Source organism: Paenibacillus sp. CCS19 (genome assembly GCF_033239625.1).
Classification (GTDB): Bacteria; Bacillota; Bacilli; order Paenibacillales; family Paenibacillaceae; genus Paenibacillus_T.
Window position 1 is genome coordinate 212,475 of the sequence record NZ_BTCK01000005.1, and the last position, 17,526, is coordinate 230,000.

At 51.4% G+C, this 17,526-nt stretch carries 12 protein-coding genes (1 of these 12 cut by a window edge); 11 read left to right on the forward strand and 1 reads right to left on the reverse strand.

Annotated features, from left to right (window positions below):
- Positions 1–89: 89 nt before the first annotated feature.
- Entirely contained in the window at positions 90–1,058 is a 969-nt protein-coding gene (locus SBI19_RS06695; protein WP_317966224.1) for a sugar phosphate isomerase/epimerase family protein, read from the reverse strand.
- A gap of 326 nt (positions 1,059–1,384) precedes the next feature.
- Here SBI19_RS06695 and SBI19_RS06700 point away from each other — a divergent pair, with 326 nt between their 5' ends.
- The 11 genes from SBI19_RS06700 to ligA all read left to right on the forward strand — a co-directional run.
- Positions 1,385–2,506 carry a S1C family serine protease gene (locus SBI19_RS06700; protein WP_317966226.1) on the forward strand — a complete coding sequence of 374 codons (1,122 nt, stop codon included), beginning with the start codon at positions 1,385–1,387 and terminating at the stop codon, positions 2,504–2,506.
- Positions 2,507–2,533: 27 nt separating this feature from the next.
- Positions 2,534–4,429, forward strand: a complete 1,896-nt coding sequence (locus SBI19_RS06705) for a stalk domain-containing protein (RefSeq protein WP_317966228.1) — start codon at positions 2,534–2,536, stop codon at positions 4,427–4,429.
- Positions 4,430–4,553: 124 nt separating this feature from the next.
- On the forward strand, positions 4,554–7,070 hold the full coding sequence (locus tag SBI19_RS06710; protein WP_317966230.1) for a U32 family peptidase: 2,517 nt from the start codon (positions 4,554–4,556) through the stop codon (positions 7,068–7,070).
- A gap of 139 nt (positions 7,071–7,209) precedes the next feature.
- Positions 7,210–8,379, forward strand: coding sequence for a GerAB/ArcD/ProY family transporter (locus SBI19_RS06715; RefSeq protein ID WP_317966232.1), 1,170 nt, complete (start codon positions 7,210–7,212; stop codon positions 8,377–8,379).
- The gene (locus SBI19_RS06720; protein ID WP_483312251.1) at positions 8,342–9,925 is read left to right on the forward strand and encodes a spore germination protein; all 1,584 of its coding nucleotides are present in this window, start codon (positions 8,342–8,344) and stop codon (positions 9,923–9,925) included. Before SBI19_RS06715 ends, SBI19_RS06720 begins: the two co-directional genes overlap by 38 nt.
- Before the next feature lie 3 nt (positions 9,926–9,928).
- Positions 9,929–11,032 (forward strand): GerAB/ArcD/ProY family transporter, encoded by a 1,104-nt coding sequence (locus SBI19_RS06725; RefSeq protein WP_317966236.1) that lies wholly within the window; start codon positions 9,929–9,931, stop codon positions 11,030–11,032.
- Positions 11,029–12,261, forward strand: a complete 1,233-nt coding sequence (locus SBI19_RS06730) for a Ger(x)C family spore germination protein (RefSeq protein ID WP_317966238.1) — start codon at positions 11,029–11,031, stop codon at positions 12,259–12,261. Before SBI19_RS06725 ends, SBI19_RS06730 begins: the two co-directional genes overlap by 4 nt.
- Before the next feature lie 5 nt (positions 12,262–12,266).
- Entirely contained in the window at positions 12,267–12,524 is a 258-nt protein-coding gene (locus SBI19_RS06735) for a hypothetical protein (protein WP_317966240.1), read from the forward strand.
- A 113-nt stretch (positions 12,525–12,637) separates the two neighbouring features.
- Positions 12,638–13,348 (forward strand): heptaprenylglyceryl phosphate synthase, encoded by a 711-nt coding sequence (gene pcrB, locus SBI19_RS06740; RefSeq protein ID WP_317966242.1) that lies wholly within the window; start codon positions 12,638–12,640, stop codon positions 13,346–13,348.
- 317 nt (positions 13,349–13,665) lie between these two features.
- Positions 13,666–16,068, forward strand: coding sequence for a DNA helicase PcrA (pcrA, locus tag SBI19_RS06745; protein ID WP_317966244.1), 2,403 nt, complete (start codon positions 13,666–13,668; stop codon positions 16,066–16,068).
- 94 nt (positions 16,069–16,162) lie between these two features.
- A protein-coding gene (ligA, locus tag SBI19_RS06750) for an NAD-dependent DNA ligase LigA (protein ID WP_317966246.1) crosses the window boundary here: on the forward strand, positions 16,163–17,526 show its 5' portion. 682 nt of this gene lie beyond the right edge of the window; only the first 1,364 of its 2,046 coding nucleotides appear in the window; its start codon is at positions 16,163–16,165; its stop codon lies off the right edge, out of view.

The window sequence follows — 17,526 nt, forward strand, 5'->3', positions numbered from 1 at the left end:
GGTAGAAATAAATAAAAAAGGATCATAGGGGCCAAGCCCCTACAATCCTTTCTAAAAGGAATTTATATGGAGTCATAGGGGCCTGGCCCCTATACCCACCACATTTCGCCCAGCGGTTCGCGGATGAGTACCTGCTGCAGGTTCTGAACCGCTTTGGAGAAACCTTCATCGATCGACATGAGTCCGTCTTCGTGCTCGATGCTGACAACATAGTCATAGCCGACAAGACGCAGCTCGCTAATGATGTCCGCCCATGTTTTCAGGTCATGGCCGAAACCGACCGTCCGGAACTGCCATGCGCGGTCCAGCATTTGCGTATAAGGCTGCATGTCCGTAATGCCGTGCGCGTTAACGTTGATCGGATCGATCGACGTATCCTTCGCATGGAAGTGATGGATTGCGCCAGCGCGTCCAAGAATGCGAACGGCTTGTACAGGATCGATACCCTGCCACCACATATGGCTTGGGTCCAAGTTAGCGCCGATCGATTTGCCGGCCGCTTCACGCAGACGCAGCATCGTCGAAGGGCTGTGTACGGAGAAACCGCCGTGCAGCTCAAGACCGATTTTGACATTCGCAGCCTCTGCAATGCCGCCGATCTCTGTCCAGTACGGAATCACTTTCTCTTCCCACTGCCACTTCAGAATATCTTGATAATCGTTCGGCCAAGGCGCAACTGGCCAGTTCGGGTATTTGGCACCCTCATGATCACCTGGGCATCCGGAGAACGTATTCACAACCGGCACTTCCAGTCGGTTAGCAAGTTCGATCGTTTTGCGAATAACCGCATCGTCTGGCTCTGCGAGCGCTTTCTGAGGATGAAGCGGGTTCGCATGACAGCTCAATGCACTGATCATCAGACCGCGGGATTCAATGGCTTGCTTGAACGCGCGAAGTTTACCGGCATCCGCAAGCAAAGCATCAGGATCGCAATGCGCGTTGCCAGGATAGCCGCCTGTTCCAAGCTCTACGGCATCAAGGCCTTTAGAAGCGATATAGTCAAGAGCCTCTTCCAGCGGTTTGCCTCCGAATAATACAGTGAATACACCAAGTTTCATGTGAGCATAGCCTCCCGATTATTTGATTTATGTAGATCCAATATGTCATAAGCTGAACAGCTTGTACCCATTATATCATGCCCAAATGGATGGAATAACCCTAGGAAATGCTGCATTTATGTCCGTTTTAGCCATCAACACAACGAGATGGAGTAGATTTGGTTTGCTTGAGTTTGACAGTTATTCCTAAAATGTATTTCTACTTGAATACAGGAGAGATAACCTTAGAATTTAGAATATATTTAATTGTGCGATAACCCAAATTATAGTAGAGTTAGTAGGTAAAATTTAGTTATACATACGTCGTTTGAGAGGGGCCAATAGAAATGAAGAAAGCGGTGCTGCGAATTGCAATCGCAAGCTTCGCAGCGTTGCTCTGCTTAGTCGGCAGCGCCTGGGCTGCAAGCAGCAATTCCTCGAGAAATGCGATTTCGCTGGATGCGAAGGTAATCAACGGCGAGGTATACGTCAAAGCAAGCGCCATGACGAATGCGCTTGGCGGAACTGGAACATATGACGCGAAGAGCGGTCAATATGCCTATACGCCAGCAAACCAAGTTACGGATGTAGTAAAGAAGGTATCGCCATCTGTCGTAGGCATTATCGGCAAGGTCAAGGGCTATGACAATCGCTATGCGCTCGCTCATGGTACAGGCTTTGTATGGAAAGCCGACGGACAGATTGTGACGAATGCGCACGTAGTGAAGGACTTGACGAATATCGTCGTCGTAACCGCTGACGGTAAGCAGTTTAACGGCAAGACGCTCTATATTGACGAGACAAGCGATATTGCGGTGGTCAAAATCAATGCGACGGGACTCCAGCCTGTTACGTTTGCGACGCTGCCGCTCAGTATTCAAGCAGGGGAACAGGTAGTGGCGATCGGTACGCCGGTATCGTTCTCGCTCCGCAATACAGCGACCAGCGGAATTCTTAGCGGCATGAACCGCTCGGTCTCCTCCTATTACAGATTGCTGCAGACTGATGCAGCGATTAATCCGGGCAACAGCGGAGGACCACTCGTCAATATGAAAGGTCAAGTGATCGGCATCAACTCGATGAAATTCGTCAGCGACGATGTGGACAACCTCGGATTCTCCATACCGGCGGATACGGTGCAGTATGTGCTCAGCCATTTTGTCAAATACGGCAAAGTGAACCGCGCATCGCTAGGCGTTGAGCTCGAGGAAAGCTGGTCTGCTATCGTAGGTCTGCCAACAGATGAGCCGCTTACGATCACGAAGGTTACGAGCGATACGGCGAAGAGTGCAGGGCTGCAGACCGGAGATCAGCTGTATGCGATAGCAGATACGCAAGTCTCCTCGATTGTTGAAGTGAACGAACTGCTGAAATCCTACCTGCCAGATCAGTCGGTAGAGGTAACGCTTCTGGCTGATGGCGACATCGTGACGAAGAAAATCAAGCTTAGCAAATGGACTCAGAACTAATTTATAACGATAGAGGAGATCGAATATATGACGAAACGTTTGCTAGTCATTATGACTGCGCTATGTATGCTTCTTGCATGCTTCCCTCTGGCAGCTAGCGCTGCTGCAGGGGATACGGTTGAAATCAAGCTGTCGATCGGCAGTCCGACAGTCACAATTAATGGCACAGCCTCGAAGATTCAGCCGCCAGTGAAAGAAAACGGGACCACTCTCGTTCCGCTTAGTGTAATTAACAAGGCGTTTGGAGCCAAATTGAACCTGGAGAAGAACAAAATCATTACGCTTACCTATAACAGTACGGTTGTTGTCCTTACGATCGGAAGCAAGGACGTGAAGGTCAACGGCGTAGTTTCCAAACTAACGACAGCGCCGAAGATCGTTAACGGCGTTACATTGGTGCCGGTGCGTGTGATCGCACAAGCATTCGGAGCAACGGTTGTGCCAAGCGGTAATCAGATTACGATTACGGGTAAAGTTGCAGGTCAAACTGCAACAACAGATACAGGCAGTGTAACGGGCATCGATACGGATGCAGGCAAGACGAAGGTAGGCGACAGCTACTATGGCTGGAGCATGAATTATCCAACGGACCTTTCGCTGTCGTTCCAGAGCGATAGCGGTGACTGGACGGTATGGTCGGACGGTTCGGGTGATCCAAGCGTTATCGTTGCTGTGGATGATATCGAAGACACGCTGACCAAGGAAGAGCTTCGCGATCATATCCAAACTTATTTTGATGATAACGAGCTCGTCATGGAGAAGAAAAGTATTTCGGTAAGCGGTGTTTCTTACGAGAAAATGGTTACAAAAAGCCGTGACGGCTGGTTCTTCGAATATCGCGGTACGCAGAAGGATAATCGGATCTTCATTGTAATGTCAGGAGCCAAGGCAGCTACAAGAGATGCGCTTAACAAATATCAGGATTTGCTCGATAGCTTTACGCTGTCATTTAATAAGTCGGATCGTACACTGAAAGACGTAACGAAAGTTGTAAACGGACTTATTACTATTCATGACGAAGATTATGGACTTGAAGTGAAGCTCCCTGTTCAATGGAACCGGGATACCGAATCGCCTACGCCAGTGTTCTACAAAGAGGACGAGGGTCTTATCGATTTCGCTATCGAATCGGTGCAGAATAATGAAACCGCTGAGCAATGGCGAACGGCTGAGCGTAAGAAGCTCGAGAATGAATTCGCAAGCGAATATATCCGCAACTTCGAAGAGTCGAACATTAAACTGAAGAACGGTCAAGGCGCTGTGCTCAAGTACGAGTACTCGTTTAACAAAACAAAATGGTACACGGAATACGATTTGTTCCTTGTAGCTGGCGATCACAAATACAGCATCAACTTCTATTCGATTCAGGAAGTTGCATCGAAGGGGAAAGCGCTGTTCGAATCCATCGTAAGCTCATTGCTGATTGATACGAAGTACGTTGACAGCAACTTCAGCGAGATGGATGACGAGGATCTGGACAACCAAGTCGTTAAGAAAACAAGCAAGAAATATAAATATTCCATCGAGCTTCCTGCTTCGTGGACCGCTCAAGAGAAAGACTTTGAACAAGATAGTGTTTACTATGAATCGGAATATGGCTTCTTCACATTGACGGTTACGGATGAATATACGGCTAGTGAGTTTTCGTCTGCTTTCCAGAACTTCATCAACACGGATAAAGATCAACAGGAAATGGGTGCCAAAGTAACGCAAACAACAACGACGACGATTAACGGAATTTCGGTTACGCGTCTGGATATGACGACACCGAACCTTGATCGCCCATTGACTGCTTCGGTATATATCGTTCCTGTGAACGGTAAACTCTATATTCTTCAATTTACGGTTCAGCAGTCGAATGACACGCAGGCTTATCGTGCACATGTCGATAATGTTCTGAAGTCACTGACATTTACGCTTTAAGCTTATTGCAGCGCCGCCCGGATCATGATCTGGTGCGGCGCTTATTATTTGCCGGTGGAATCAGTATGTCTGCTCTGGTACACTTAGAGGATAGAATGTAAGACAAAGGATGGCGGATCTAGTAATGACGAAACAAATTACGCGAGGAGACATTGAGCTTCTGGCGCCTGCAGGCGATTGGGATTGCATGCGGGCAGCTGTGGCCAATGGTGCCGACGCGATATTTTTTGGTGTAGAGAAGTTTAATGCGCGTGCGCGCGCGAACAATTTTCAGACGGATGAGCTGCCAGAGATTATGGCGTTCTTGCATAGCTACGGCGTGAAGGGCTTCCTCACGTTCAATATTCTTGTGTTCGAGGATGAATTGAACGATGCGAAGAAGCTGATTGAAGCTTGCATTGATGCAGGTGTAGATGCGGTAATCGTACAAGACCTTGGCCTTGTGAAGCTGATTCGCGAGATGTCTCCGGACTTCCCGATTCACGGCTCGACGCAGATGACGATTACATCGCCGGAAGCGGTTGAATTCACGAAGCCGTTCGATATGGAGCGGGTCGTGCTTGGACGCGAGAACAACTTGAAGCAAATTCAGAAGATTGGCGAGCAAGCGAAGCTGCCGATGGAAGTATTCGTGCATGGTGCATTATGCGTATCGTACTCCGGCCAATGTTTGACGAGCGAGATGTGGGGCGGACGTTCGGCCAACCGCGGCGAATGCGCGCAGGCATGCCGACTGCCGTATGACCTGATGGTCGATGGCGAGCAGAAGCCGATGGGCGATGTCGCTTATTTGCTCTCGCCGAAGGATTTGGCTGCTATTGATATTATTCCGGAGCTGATTGAAGCCGGCGTCACTTCCTTCAAGATCGAAGGCCGACTGAAGAGTCCTGAATATGTAGCGAACGTCGTCAGCAAATATCGCAAAGTAATCGACAACTACTTCGACGGCCTGCCTACAGAACCATCGAAGGAAGAGGTTCGCGAGCTGCAGCAAAGCTTCTCGCGCGGCTTCACGCACGGCTTCCTCAAAGGAACGAACAACAAGCAGCTTGTTGACGGAACGTTCCCGAAGAGCCGCGGCGTTTATCTGGGACGCGTCGAGCGCGTGCTTCGCGATGCGGTAGTTTGCCGCATTGATGCGCCGCTTAAGCGCGGAGACGGTATCGTCTTCGACGCAGGCGATCCGACGAAGAAGGAAGAAGGCGGCCGCGTCTACGATCTTCGCCGTCAAGGCGTTAAGATTGAAGGCGAAGCACAGGAAGGCGTTGTGCTCGAGATTGTGCCAGGCCGCAATGACGTTGATCTTCGCCGTGTGAAGGTTGGCGACAAAGTGTGGAAGACGAGTGATCCTGCGCTTGATAAACGTCTTCGTGCTACGTTCGAGACCGACAAGCCTTATCGTGTATTCCCAATGCGTATCACCGTGTCGGGTACGGCAGGTGAGCCGATGGTGACATCGTGGACCGATGTGCAGAAAGGAACAACGGTAGAGGTCATCTCCGAGATCCCGCTGGAGAAAGCGCTGAAGCGTCCGATGGACAAGGCGCTGCTCGAAGATCAGCTTGGACGTCTAGGCGGCACGCTGTATCAGCTGGAGTCGCTGGAAGTGAATCTCGAGGGTGAACTCATTATCCCTGTTCGCGAGCTAAATCGGATTCGCCGCGCAGCGGTTGAGCAGTTGACGGTAGAACGTCCGAAACCACTGGTTTATACGAAATACGAAGTAGATGCATTCGCTGACGCTTCGCCGAAGAAGCCGACTGCCGACAATGATGTGGAACCGCACCTGACTGTGCTGTGCCGTACATTGGAGCAAGTTGAGGCTGCGGTGAAGACGAATGCGACGATGATTTATGCCGATTTCGAATTTATTAAGCAGTTTCCTGCAGCTATTGAAGTGGCGCGCAGCGCCGGCAAGCCGATCGCACTCGCTACACCGCGTATTCATATGCCAGGGGAGAACGGCTATCATGCGAACATCTTGAAGCTGAAGCCGGACGCTGTGCTTGTTCGTAACACAGGTGCGCTTTATTATTACCTGCGTGCACGTGCCAGCTCTGCGCCGGGTGAACCGTTCCCGCAGCTGATTGGCGATTTCTCGCTGAATATCGCGAACCACAAAGCAGCGAATTTGTTCACTGAAGTAGGCTGCGACTTAGTGACGCCATCCTACGACTTGAACATTCAGCAGATGGTTGACCTGCTTCGCAATGCGGACACCTCGCAGCTGGAAGTCGTGCTGCATCAGCACTTGCCGATGTTCCATACGGAGCACTGCGTCTACTGCACATTCATGAGCGAAGGAACCGACTTTACGAACTGCGGCCGCCCTTGCGAAGAGTCGCGGGCATCGCTGCAGGACCGTATCGGCATGTCCCATCCGGTACGCGTTGATGAAGGCTGCCGCAACACGGTCTATAATGCGATCGAGCAATCGGGCGCGGAATACTTGAACCACTTCATCGAGCTGGGCGTTCGCTCGTTCCGTATCGAGTTCCTCGAGGAGTCGGCTGAGAAGGTACAAGAAGTTATGGGATTATATGAGGATGCGCTGAATGGCCGCATTAGCGGTTCGTCTGTATGGCGCAGCTTGAAAGCAATCAACCAGCTTGGCGTAACGCGCGGCCAGTTGGTCAAATAGTATTACAGAAAGACAGGCAGATGTCCATTGGACATCTGCCTGTCTTTTTCTATGCATCATTTTCCATCTGTTTGGGGAAGGTAAGTAACACAAGTCATCCATAATATGGCGTCAAGACGGGGAGGGGACCAGACGAGCCATGATAACGCCTAGACAATTGGCTTCGACCGTCATATTGTTCCTTATCGGCAGTTCTTCCTTATTCCTATTGGGAGGCAATGCTGATCGCGACGCATGGATGTCTGTCGTCATAGGCGTACTGGCGGGGCTGCTGCTGTTAAGCGGCGTTACGCTGCAGATTCAGAGGCTGGAGCCGAATCGCAATTTAATCGAGATCTTCCAGATGTATTTTGGCCGCATCATCGGGTTCATGTTCGGATTTATCTACATCATCTACTACAGCTACAAATGCATTCGCAACGTGCGTGAATTCGCGGACCTATCGATTATGTTCCTGCTGCCGGATACGCCGCTCTCGATGGTCATTCTGATGATTTGCTTCATTGGCGGTTATGCGGTCATCGGAGGACCTGGCGTTTTCTTTCGAATGGTGGAAGTACTGCTTCCGATCCTCGTGATGATCTATGTGGTTCTGTTCATTCTGCTGCTCAGCGCTGGATTGATTGATTTGAATCGTCTGCTGCCGATGCTCGAGAAGGGGTTCAAGCCGGTATGGGATGCAGCCATACCTGAAATCATCTCATTTCCGTTCGGAGAGATGGTGCTCTTCCTTATGTTCTGGCGTTATACGGGGGTAGACGACAAAGGGACTATTATGCGAATGACGATTAAAGGCTACATATTCGCTGGCACTTTCATAACGCTGATGAACATCATCACCATTGCCTCGCTGGGGCAGTTTGCAAGCTGGAGCGTAGTTCCGCTTCTGCAGGCGACGACGTTCGTGGAGCTGGGCAACATTCTTGAGCGTATTGATCCGCTTGTGTCGCTGCTGCTGTTCTCGGCGGTTTACGTCAAGCTCACGGCTTATTACTTAGGTGCGTCCATCGCATTCTCGTATTTGTTCCGTGTGAAGCTGCGAATTGCGGCTATACCGGTCGGCATCGGCATCTATGTCGGATCCTTCTGGTTTAAGAGCTATATGCATCAGGTGAATGTCGGCTTCGAAAGAAACCTAAAGGTACACTTTCCGATTTTTCAAATCGTCATTCCAATCGTGCTTCTGCTTGTCATGTTAATGAGGAAGAAAGTTCGGTCGAAGGACAATCAGGATGACAGTGATTTGACTAAGCGAGGAGAGGAGTCTGATGATGTCCACATCCAACAACAAGCAATCAACAGAGGATGACAAGCGATCGGGCGCTGAGCGCGAACAGCATGCCGAGCAGCTGCTCGTCCCTGAACTGGAAGTAAATATGGAGCGGCTCCAACGGTTTCTCGGTGGAGGCCCGGATATCGTGTGCCGCACGTTGACCCATCGTTCTTTTCCGAATCAGCGTTATTCACTGTTCTATATCGACGGCATTGTGGATGGAGCCGCGATCGGAACGATGCTGCTGGGTTTACTGGAAGATGCCAATAAAACAATAGAGGATACGGATGGCTTATACACGCATCTTATCGATCGGTCCATTGCAGTCGGCAAAATCCGTTCGGCAGCATCGATCGAAGAAGTGGGCTACGCGATGTTCGAAGGAAGCTCCATCATCCTCGTAGAGGGAAGCCTCAAAGCCATCATTATCGACACGACCGGCGGAGATCGCAGGTCGGTGGAAGAACCAACCTCCCAGACTGTGGTACGTGGTCCGAAGGAAGGGTTCACGGAAAATCTGCGTACGAATACGGCGCTCGTTCGACGCATTATTAAATCGCCCAATTTACGGTTCGACTACAAGATCGTCGGGCGAGAGACGCGTACGAACATCGCAGTCATTTACTTGCAAGGGATTGCGCAGGACGATGTTGTCAAAGAGGTTCATCGCCGTATCGATCAGATTAAGATCGATGCAATTCTAGAGAGCGGATATATCGAGGAGTTCATTCAAGATAAAGCGTTCACGCCATTCCCGCTTATTCAGAATACGGAACGCCCGGATACGGCTTGCGCATGCATTCTTGAAGGGCAAGTCGTCATTATGGTGTCGGGCACTCCGTTCGTTCTGATCGCGCCGGTTACGTTCGTTAAGTTTTTTCAATCCAGCGAGGATTATTACCAGCGTTACGACATCTCTACGTTTCTGCGCCTAATTAGAGTTACATCATTCTTTATCTCCATGCTGCTTCCGTCGCTTTATATCGCCATTACAACCTTCCATCAGGAAATGCTCCCAACCCCGCTGCTGATTAGCCTTGCTGCTCAGCGCGAAGGAGTTCCGTTCCCTGCGCTGGTGGAAGCATTTCTAATGGAGATCACATTCGAGATATTGCGTGAAGCTGGGGTTCGAATGCCGCGCATTATCGGACCCGCTATTTCGATCGTAGGCGCACTCGTACTTGGACAAGCGGCCGTACAAGCAGGGCTTGTATCTGCGGCGATGGTCATAGTCGTTTCGTTCACCGCAATCGCAAGCTTTGTCATACCTGCGGTTAATATGGGGATTGCGGCAAGGCTTATACGGTTTGTTCTCATGATTCTTGCAGGATCATTTGGTTTGTTCGGCATTATGTCAGGACTTATGGTGCTGCTCGCGCATATGAGCGGACTTCGTTCATTCGGCAAGCCGTACTTGCTGCCGCTTTCGCCTTTGATCGTGTCCAACCTCAAGGACGTGTTCATTCGTGTTCCTTGGTGGGCGATGCGTAAGCGTCCGATCGGCATGTCTTCTAATCAGGTTCCGAATCAGCATAGAATTGGCGGCGGCAAGAGGCCTGATCCTGATCAGGAAGGGGTTTGAAAAATGAAGCCAGAGATATCTACCTTGCAAACCGTTGCGATTGTGATCAATACGATTACACCGACTGCCGTCTTATCGGTTCCCAGCGTCACCATTGGATTTGCAGCGAATGATGGATGGATATCGGTCGCTATTGCTGCCGCTGCGGGCATCGTCTTAGCCGTTACAGTAGCGATGATCTGCAGAAAGAATACTGGATTGTTGTTTATTGAATGGATCGAGAGTCAATTCGGCAGAACGGTAGGCATATTGCTGGGCTTGCTTTTCGGCATCTATTATTTCAATGCCTTCTGCATGATCGTTAGACAGTTCGCTAACTTCATTTCGGATATGGTGCTGGACGAGACGCCGATCGTTATGCTTATCGCTGTAATGGTTGCGGTAGCGGCATTCTCGATTGCACATGGTATAGAAGCGATCGCGCGTTCCGCGGCTCTTGTTTTACTGTTGGTCATTATTGTGATTCCAATTTCAGTGGGGCTGAACTTTGACGACATTAATTTGAAGAGACTGCTGCCTTTCTTCGATAATGGCGCAGCCCGGATTGAATTAGCAGCAATTACACCGTTCTTATGGCTGTCAGAAGTTTCGGTGCTGCTAATCATTCAGCCTTTCATGAAACACCAGAAGTCGGTAATGAAGGCCAGCGTAATCGGTTCGGTCGGCAGTTCGGTACAACTGCTTATTGTAACGGTCATGTCGGTAAGCATTTTCGGATCGGAAGTCGTCCGAATGATGTCGTATCCGTTATTTAATACGGTCGGCATTGTAGAGGTTGGCAAATTTCTTGAACGAATCGAAATATACACCGTATCGGTGTGGGGGATGACCGTGTATGTGAAAATGGCCGTATTCTTATTCGCATCCGTGCATTGTTTTACACATGCGCTTAGACTGAAGAGCAATTGGCCTGTCATATTCGGACTAAGCATACTGGCGATCGTCACAACGATCGTTACCTGGCCGCGTAACACGGAGCTTGGTCGTTTTGTAATCGTTGACAGCATACCGTTCTTAACGCTGTTTAACATTATTATTCCTGCCTGCATCGGACTTGGTGTGCTTATGAGAAGAGGGAGCGGAGTCAAGGAGGCGCAAACGCCATGATAACGGTACGCAGAGCTGTGATGGCGGCAATGCTGTTGTTTCTGTGCGTCATGACAACAGGCTGCTGGAACCGCATCGAGCTGAATGAGCTGGCTATTACGTCGGCGACCGGGATAGACTGGGATGGCCGTAATTGGATCGTTTCCTATCAAGTTCTTATCCCTGCCGCAATCTCTGCAGGCGTAGGCACGACGGGAGGCGGAACACCTCAGTCTCCTGTTATCGTGTATTCCACCAAAGGGAAATCGATTCGAGAGGCGATGATGCACAGTTACTCCGAGAGCCCGCGTAAGTTGTTCTACGCTCACAATAGGGTCGTCATTCTCAGTGAAGAGGTAGCGCGCCGCGGATTTAATGAGCTACTGGACGTTTATTTTCGCAATTCAGGGCCTCGCGAGACAGTCAGCATGCTCGTAACGCCTGGCAAGGCTCGGCGGATCTTGGAGCAATTCATGCAGCTGCAGATCATCCCTGGAGAAGGGATGAAGGATATTATTATGTCCGAAGCAAGGAATTCATCCATTCTGCCCAACATTCCGGTTTATCAGATGGCGATTAATCTGACCAGTGACGCGAAGAGTGGCGTGCTTCCCGAAATCTTCATCTCGGGAAAGGAAGATACGTCTACGTTGGACTCCTTCACGCATACGACGATTCCATCCAAGCTTAAGCTTGGCAGATTGGCTATTTTACAAAATGACCGCATGATTGGTTGGATGAACCGAAAGCAGTCGCTGGGCGTATCTTTTCTTCGCGGCGAAGTCAAGCAGACAACCATAGTTGTTCCGTGCACGGATGAGGAAGGTCATAGCGGATTCGATACGCTTCTGATTCAACGTGCTTCTACGAAGCTGAAAGCAAAGTTAACGGAGGGGAAGCTTGGCTATACAGCCCAGGTTCATGTGGCGGGTGCGTTATCGGAGTCTGACTGTGCTCAGAATCTGTACAAGCCGGACGTCATTCAGAAGCTGGAGAGTAAGGGAGCGCAGCAAATTCAAACGCTTCTTGAGGGTGCTTGGAAGCAGGGGCAGCAAATGAAGGCTGATGTGTTCGGTGCTGCGGAGAAGGCGCATCGCAAATATCCGAAGGCATGGAAACAGTGGAGCAAGGATTGGAACAGCGTGTTCGCCGAGGCGCCGCTCGAGAAGGACGTACAGTTTAGAATTACGAGAATGGGACTTAGCAACAAGTCGTTTCAATACTTGACGGATAAAGACAAGAAAGGTTGACCGCCATGATGGATACAACCATTCTTATCGTCGTTGCCTTCCTTGTTACGCTGTATGTCTGCGGCAAGAATCTGCTTCGCAAGCGATATTATCGGGACTTTATATGGTTTGCGTGTATGTTGGCATGGACATTTGTTATCATGTTGGCCTACACGCAGAAGTGGCCGATTGCAGAGCGCTTGACGAGCGTGGCGTTTTTCGACCAATGCATGAAGCCTGTTACGCAACAGCTGCGTCCGATTATGAATATAGAATTGGAATGACACTCGTTCAATAACAGAAGCGCTTCATGTATTCGGTTCGGACTGTTTGACATAAAGCCAGCCCTTGTCCTAGACTGATGTCATTATGTTATAGAAGCGGAGAGTGACGTAAGATGAACGGGGCATGGTATACGAGCTGGCGGCATGTATTCAAGCTGGACCCGGATCGCGAAATATCGGATGAGGCGCTTGAAGCCGTTTGTATGTCCGGCACGGATGCCATTATGGTCGGAGGGTCAAGCGGCGTCACCTATGATAATACGGTAGACCTCATGTCCCGAGTTCGCAGATATGCGCTGGATTGCGTGCTGGAGGTAACCAGTCTGGATGCAGCGGTTCCGGGCTTTGACAACTATCTCGTACCGCTCGTACTCAACGCGGAGCGGGCGGAATGGCTGATCGGGAGGCAGACGGCTGCGCTTCAGGAATTCGGTCATTTGATTCCATGGGAGATTACAGCGGGTGAAGGCTATTTGATTATGAACGGGGAAGCAACAGCTGCAACGGTTAGCGGCGCGAATGCAGATTTGAGTGTGGACGAAGCGCTTGCTTATGTTCAAGCTGCCGACCGGCTGCTGCGGCTTCCCATCATTTACATTGAATACAGTGGCAAATTCGGCGATATGTCGCTTGTACGCCGGGCTTCGGAGACGGTATCTCAGGCTCATATCATATACGGCGGCGGCATTGATGGTCCGGACAAAGCGGCTGAGGCGGCACGCGCTGCCCATACAGTCGTTGTAGGCAATATCGTATACGATAACTTGGACGCAGCGCTTGCGACCGTTCAAGCTGTGAAAGCCGTTCAGGTCGGCGTATCTTAATACGATTAACCATTAGTGCGGGTAAATAACGATCAGTTTAGACCCAGGCGGTTTTTTCGGAAGGAAATCAACGGGAAGCGTAAGCTTCTTCCATTCCGGAGAAGCCGTCTTTTTGTTGTCCCGGAACGATAATCCGCACGTCATTCCACTTCTTGCAGAACAATGGAAAATCTGAAATTGACACTTCAGCCGCCGTTGTCTAGACTAGACTTACACAGGCGAACAACGATGCGAACAAGAAGTTCTAGACGATCTTTTTTCCACCGCTACATTGATCGTTCTGGAACGCTAGCTATAGGTGAAGGAGCAACGATTATATGTTTAATTCCGTTAATATCGATGCAGCGGTTCAGAAGCTCAATCCGCAGCAGCGGGAAGCCGTACAGGCGACAGATGGACCACTGCTTATTATGGCAGGAGCGGGCAGCGGTAAGACGCGCGTCCTGACGCATCGTATTGCATATTTAATTGAGAAGAAGCGGGTCGCGCCATGGAGCATTCTCGCGATTACCTTTACGAATAAAGCAGCACGCGAGATGCAGGATCGTGTCGGGAAGCTGGTCGGGCCGTCCGGCAGCGATATTTGGGTCTCGACCTTCCACTCCATGTGTGTGCGGATTCTGCGTCGCGACATAAGCCGGATCGGCTTCACGACCAGCTTCTCGATTCTTGACTCGGCGGATCAGCTGTCCGTCATTCGCAACATTATGAAGGAGAAGAATATCGACACGAAGAAAATCGAGCCGAAGGCCGTTCAAGCGGCGGTCTCCGGCGCGAAGAACGAGCTTCTCACCCCGGAGCGCTTCTCTGCCAAAGTCGGCGACTACTTCGAGACGATTGCCGCGGATGTATATGAGCAGTACCAGAAGCGGCTTCGCGCGAATAACTCGCTCGACTTCGATGACCTGATCATGACGACGATCAAGCTGTTCCAAGAAGAGCCGGACGTGCTTGCGTTCTATCAGAACAAATTCCGCTATCTTCACGTAGACGAGTATCAAGATACGAACCGCGCGCAGTATATGCTGTGCCGGATGCTGGCCGACAAGCATCATAACATTTGCGTAGTCGGCGACAGCGACCAGTCGATCTATCGTTGGCGCGGCGCGGACATTACGAACATTCTTAATTTCGAAGAGGATTATCCGGAGTCGAAGACCATATTGCTCGAACAGAACTATCGCTCGACTTCGAATATTTTGAACGCGGCGAACGCAGTTATCGGCAACAATGCGGGTCGCAAGCCGAAGCGGCTGTGGACGGATCAAGGACCTGGTGAACCGATTACGCTGTACCAAGCGGATTCCGAGCATGACGAAGGTTATTTCGTAACCGGCGAGATCAGCAAGCATGTGAAGGAAGGGCGCAAGTACGCCGATCATGCGATTTTGTATCGTACGAATGCGCAGTCGCGGGTAATCGAGGAAATTTTGATCAAATCCGATATTCCGTATCAGATCGTCGGCGGTATCAAGTTCTACGATCGCAAAGAGATCAAGGACCTGCTTGCGTACCTGCGGCTAATATCCAACCCTGATGACGACATCAGCCTGACTCGGATCGTGAACGTTCCGAAGCGGGGGATCGGCGACACTACCGTTGGCCGCATTGCCGATGAGGCTGCGCGACGCGGGATCTCCATGTACGCCGCGCTTGGCACGCTCGAAGAATTCGGCGGCATCGAAGTAACAGGCAAAGCGCGTACAGCGCTTATCCAGTTCCGGGATATGATTGCGAATTTGACCCGAATGGTCGACTACTTGTCCGTAACTGAATTAACGGAGAAAATTCTCGAGCTGTCCGAATACCGTCTGGAGCTGCAGCGCGAGAATACGCTCGAGTCGAAGGCGCGCGTCGAGAACATCGAGGAGTTCTTGTCTGTTACGCTGGAGTTCGAGAAGAACAATGAAGATAAGTCGCTTGTTGCATTCTTGACAGACCTCGCACTTATTGCAGATATCGATACCGTGAACAAGGACGAAGAGGATAATACGCCGCAGGATTCCGTAATTCTCATGACGATGCACAGCGCGAAGGGCTTGGAGTTCCCAGTTGTCTTCATCATCGGGATGGAGGAGAGCGTCTTCCCGCACAGCCGTGCGTTTACGGATAATGAGGAGCTTGAAGAGGAGAGACGTCTTGCTTACGTAGGCATTACCCGTGCGGAGAAAAGGCTCTACCTGCTCTGCGCTCGCATGCGGACGCTGTTCGGACGCACGAACTCGAACCTGCCTTCACGTTTCCTCCAGGAAATTCCGGAGGACGTGAAGACATTGGCCTCGCCCGGCCGCACCATTGGCGGCGGCGGGCTTGGCTACAGCGGCGGCACGGCGGGCGGATGGTCTGCCGTGCGCCGCGGGGGCGCCGCAGCGCCTAACGCCGGCAGCCCGCAGGGAGGCGGCTTAGGCTACCGAAGCGGCGGCGCCCCTGGCACTGGGCGCGTCATCTCAGGTGACGCGCCAGCGCCAATCAGCAGCGGCGTGCGCGTATCTTCGCCGCTGAGTTCCGCCGCCTCTGCGGCGGGTGGGGCAGGCGCCGCTGCAGACGGCGCGGCGCGGCAGTTCGCGGCGGGGGACAAGGTCGCCCACGCCAAGTTCGGCGAAGGCGTAGTCGTTGCCGTTAAAGGCACCGAGAAGGACACCGAGGTACACATTGCGTTCCCGGCACCGGTCGGCTTGAAGAAGCTGCTGGCTGCGTTTGCGCCTATCACGAAGATTTAAGCGAACGGATCGAACGGAATCATCCATTTCCGCATTGTGCACGCATGGTGTCTGCGCAGTGCGGATCATTATCGGATAGGAAGAGGGATAATCCATGGAGCAACATGCAGGAGCCGCGTCACCTGAGCAGCTGGAACGCATGAAGCAGCTGGCGGACGAAATCGCACGCCACAGCTACAACTATTACACGCTCGACAACCCGACCGTCAGTGACGCTGAGTTTGATAAGCTGTATGATGAGCTGGCTGCCCTTGAACAGGCGACCGGCGTTGTATTGGATCATTCTCCGACCCAGCGGGTTGGCGGCGAGCTGCTCAAAGGGTTTGATCCGCATCGCCATCTGTCCCGTCTATGGAGTCTCGACAAAGCGCAGAACGTTGAGGATCTGCGCGCTTGGAATCAGCGTGTAACGAAGGCGGTCAGCGACTGGAATACGAAGAATCCAGCTCAAACGCCGCTCCCAACGCCTTCTTATGTCATTGAGCTGAAGTATGATGGACTGACGCTAAACCTGACATACGACGAGGGAAGACTGGTTCAGGCATCGACACGGGGGAACGGCGTTGTAGGTGAAGGCATTCTGGCACAGGTGAAGACGATTCGCTCTGTACCGCTCACGATTCCTTTTACAGAGGGACTTATCGAAGTGCAGGGCGAAGGGATTATGAATCTATCCGTGCTTGAAGCCTACAATCGTACGGCTGAGGAACCGCTTAAGAATGCACGCAACGCAGCAGCGGGCGCGCTCCGCAATCAGAATCCTCGCATTACGGCAGAGCGCAAACTGGATGCTTTCTTCTATAATGTCGGTCACGCACAGGGCGTGTCTTTCGAGACGCATCGTCAGCTGCAGCAGTTTCTGATCGACAATCGGTTCAAGGTGAACCCGTACGTTACGTACTGCAATACAATAGAAGAAGTCGAACAAGAGATGTCCCGCATTACGGAGATGCGTCCGACGCTCGACTATCTTATTGACGGCGCTGTTGTGAAGCTGGTGGATATGCGCACGCGGGAGGCGCTGGGCTATACGGATAAATTTCCGCGTTGGGCCGTTGCGTTCAAGTTCGAGGCTGAAGAAACGACGACCGTTCTTGAGTCTGTATCTTGGGAAGTCGGTCGCACGGGCAAAATAACGCCAGTCGCTCGTGTCGAAGCCGTCGAACTCGCAGGTGTTACAGTACAGAACTGTACGCTCAACAATATCGGTGATATCGAGCGGAAGAACCTGAAGCACGCTCTAGGAACTCGCGTCTTTATTCGTCGATCCAATGACGTCATCCCTGAGATTCTCGGCAAGGCGGATGACGAAGAGGGACAAGAGATACCGTTCCCGACCGAATGTCCTTCTTGCGGCACGGAGCTTGAGCAGCGGGGCGCTCATCTATTCTGCAACAATAAGCTGGGCTGCAAGCCGCAGCTGATAGGCCGAATTACGCACTTCGCTTCCCGCGATGC